We start from the raw sequence: 3,149 nt of genomic DNA on the forward strand, positions 1-3,149 counted from the left end.
GGCTCCCGCGCCGCTGGGCGCGGGCGGGCTGCCGCAGCGGCAGCCGGGTAGCGCGATGGCCGGGGGCGCGCGCGAGGGGGAGCAGGGCACCACCAGTCTCCGGGAGGCCAGCGCGGGCAGCACCGCGCAGCGCGGCAAACTCGCCGCGGCCAGCCTGCCGAAACGCAATCTGGGACCGAGCGGCGGCGCCACACCGACCCTGCCGCCGCGTACCCCGGGGGAATCGACCGCGGGCGGTCCGCCGCCGCGGGAGCCCAAGACCGGCCCCGGCGGGCTGCCGCAGCGGCAGCCCGGCACCGCCGGCGCACCGCAGCCGGGTGGTCCGGGCGGATTGGGCGGGTTGCCGCAGCGCCAGCCGGGCGCGAACGGAGCGCCCGGTAGCCGCCGGGACGCCGCGCCCGCTCGCCCGGCCGACGAACGTCCCACCGAGACGGCGTCGGAAACAGCCGCGCCGCCGCGTCCGGCCGGATCGTTGCCCACGCGTCAGCCGGGCCAGCAGCGGCCGGGCGGTCTGCCGCAACGGGATCCGGGTACCAACGGCGCTCCGGCCCGCGAGAACGGAGCCTCCGGGCTGCCGCAGCGCGGCGGGCCGGCTGCCGGTGGTCCGGCGCGGAGGGAACCGGAACGGCGTTCCGCCGCCGAATCCGCATCGGGCGGACTGCCCACCCGGCGCGAGCCCGGAGCCAACGGCTTGCCGCAGCGGGATACCGCGGCCGGCCTGCCACAGCGGGACACCGCCAACGGCCTGCCGCAGCGGGATCCCTCCGGCGAGTTGCCGGCCCAGCGCGGCCCGGCGGCGACCGGTGGGTTGCCGTCCCGGGAGCGCTCCGGCGAACTGCCGGCCCAGCGCCCGGGCGCGCTGCCGCCGCGACGGGAAGCACCGGGCAACGGGCTTCCCCAGCGGCCGGCCCCCGGTGGCGGTCTGCCGCAGCGCGGAGCGCCGGCCGACAGCGCTCATACGGCCCGGGAGCGCTCGAACACGCTGCCGCAGCGGGATACCGCGGCGCCGAGGCGGCAGGCCCCACCCGCCGAGCCGGGCGCGCTGCCGCGCCGGGAACCGGGCGGGTACACCGCCGAGCGGTTCGACAACCCGCCGGGTGTCGCGCTGCCGCGGGCGGCCGAGCCCGCCGAGGGTCCGGCGGCCGCGCGGGAACCCGGACGGCACAGCTACAAGTCCAATCCCGCGAAAACGGCATCCTTCTTCCAGACCCGGCTGCAACCGGCCGAGGAGACGGACAGCGTGCTGGGCGGGACGCCCATCTTCGCGGAGATGATGTCGGCATGGCTGTCGGATTCGGACTCCGATCGGTCCCAGGCCGTCGCGTCCTTCGAATCCCCGGGTGACGAGGGCTGGACGGCGGCCCGGCGGGCCAGCGAAGCCGAACCCGAAACCCGCACCGCGGCCGGTCTGCCGCAGCGTAACCCGGGCGTCCGGTTGGTACCCGGCGCTGTCAGCGGCGCCCAGGAACGGACGCCGAGTCGCAATCCCGAAACGATCCGGTCTAGTTTGAGTCGGCACCAGCAAGGTGTTCGGGATGGCCGTGCAATGCGAGCAATGAACCTAACCGGAGACAAAGGAGACCGATGAACCCCGAACTAGGTGGTACGAACCGTCAGTTGGATTGGCTGGTTTCGAACTTCGCAGGCGAGGTTCCTGGCGTAGCCCATGCCGTTCTGGTCTCGGCCGACGGCCTGCTGATGGCGGCGAGTGCCCAACTACCGGTCGACCGGGCCGAGCAGCTCTCGGCGGTCACGGCCGGACTGGCGAGTCTCTCGGTGGGTGTGTCCAATCTGTTCGAAGGCGGCACGGTTCTGCAGTCCGTCGTCGAAATGGAGCACGGCTACCTGCTGCTGATGGCGGTGGGCGACGGGTCCTATCTCGCGGTCCTGACCAATACGTCCTGTGATATCGGCCAGGTCGGCTACGAGATGGCTTTGTTGGTCGAGCGCGTAGGCCAGACAGTTCAGGCCACTCCACGCGTCACGATGGGTTCCTGATGGTGGGATGGACATAGAGGATCACCGCGTGGGAGGCTCCGAGCCCAGTCTCGTGCGCCCGTACTCGCTGACCGCCGGTCGTACCCGACCGAAGGTGGAGTTGGCGCTCGAGGCTCTCGTCGCGTCCCATCCCATTTCGCTCGAACGCCAGTACGAACTGAGCAATATCGAAAACTCGATAGTCGAGTTGTGCAGGGAGTCGCCGTCGGTCGCCGAACTAGCGGCTCGACTGGGTATACCGATCGGGGTGGCGCGTGTACTTGTAGCGGACCTGATCGAAGCCGGGCATGTCCGCGTTTCGGCGACTTTGAAAGACGATTCCAGCGACGATGAACGTCGCGAGCTGATCGAAAGGGTTCTCAGTGGACTCCGGCGTATATGATTCGACGGCACAGGTCGATACCCGCCAGACCAAGCCGACTTCGGCGAAGATCGTGGTCGCAGGTGGGTTCGGCGTGGGCAAAACGACGCTGGTGGGGGCAGTTTCGGAAATCGTCCCGTTGAGAACCGAGGCTCTGGTGACCAATGCCAGCGCCGGGATCGACAGTCTCGCGGGTATCGAGAGCAAATCCACCACCACGGTGGCCATGGACTTCGGCCGGATCAGCCTGGCCGAGGATCTCGTGCTGTACCTGTTCGGTACTCCCGGCCAGTACCGTTTCTGGTTCATGTGGGACGACCTCATCCGCGGTGCGATCGGCGCGGTCGTGCTGATCGACACCCGGCGGCTGGAGGACAGTTTCGCGGCGGTCGACTACTTCGAGGCGCGCAACCTGCCGTTCCTCGTGGCGCTCAACCAGTTCGACGACGCCCCGCAGTATCCGATCGAGGACATCCGGCAGGCGCTGGCCGTGCCGGCCGATGTGCCGATCATGCCGATCGACGCGCGCCGCCGGGAACCGGCCAAGGAGGCGCTGGTGCGGCTGACCGAGTACGCGCTGCAAAAGGTCACCCGGGGCTACTGATCCGGCTGCCCGTCATACTGGTCGGCGTGCCGGTGTGGACAGTTGCGGTGTGGGACGCCCCGGGGCGGCTCGGATGACATCGTCGCGAATCGGCTCCAGGCAACTACTCGAGGCGCTGCTGGATCCTGACTCCTTCGTGAGCTGGGATTCCGCGCCCCTGGATGTGGCGCGGACCGGTAACTACCG

General features: G+C 70.3%; 3 protein-coding genes and 1 pseudogene. All 4 read left to right on the top strand.

Annotation, left to right across the window (positions count from 1 at the left end):
• Positions 1–1,588, top strand: a pseudogene (locus tag ACLML9_RS28225) (histidine kinase); the annotation flags it as partial.
• A complete protein-coding gene (locus tag ACLML9_RS28230; RefSeq protein ID WP_030522784.1) occupies positions 1,585–1,998 on the top strand; it encodes a roadblock/LC7 domain-containing protein in 414 nt (137 codons plus the stop codon). The pseudogene ACLML9_RS28225 and the gene ACLML9_RS28230, both read left to right, overlap by 4 nt.
• 7 nt (positions 1,999–2,005) lie before the next feature.
• The gene (locus tag ACLML9_RS28235) at positions 2,006–2,380 is read left to right on the top strand and encodes a DUF742 domain-containing protein (RefSeq protein ID WP_030522783.1); all 375 of its coding nucleotides are present in this window, start codon (positions 2,006–2,008) and stop codon (positions 2,378–2,380) included.
• A complete protein-coding gene (locus ACLML9_RS28240) occupies positions 2,361–2,963 on the top strand; it encodes a GTP-binding protein (protein WP_174372388.1) in 603 nt (200 codons plus the stop codon). The genes ACLML9_RS28235 and ACLML9_RS28240 overlap by 20 nt, the downstream gene beginning before the upstream one ends.
• Positions 2,964–3,149: the final 186 nt, after the last annotated feature.

Origin of the sequence: Nocardia sp. NPDC002869 (assembly GCF_046764065.1) — a bacterium.
Classification (GTDB): domain Bacteria; phylum Actinomycetota; class Actinomycetes; order Mycobacteriales; family Mycobacteriaceae; genus Nocardia; species Nocardia rhamnosiphila.

Coding starts and splice junctions, on each gene's coding strand:
- ACLML9_RS28230 (WP_030522784.1), top strand. CDS start 1,585: ATGAACCCCGAACTAGGTGGTACGAACCGTCAGTTGGATTGGCTGGTT.
- ACLML9_RS28235 (WP_030522783.1), top strand. CDS start 2,006: ATGGACATAGAGGATCACCGCGTGGGAGGCTCCGAGCCCAGTCTCGTG.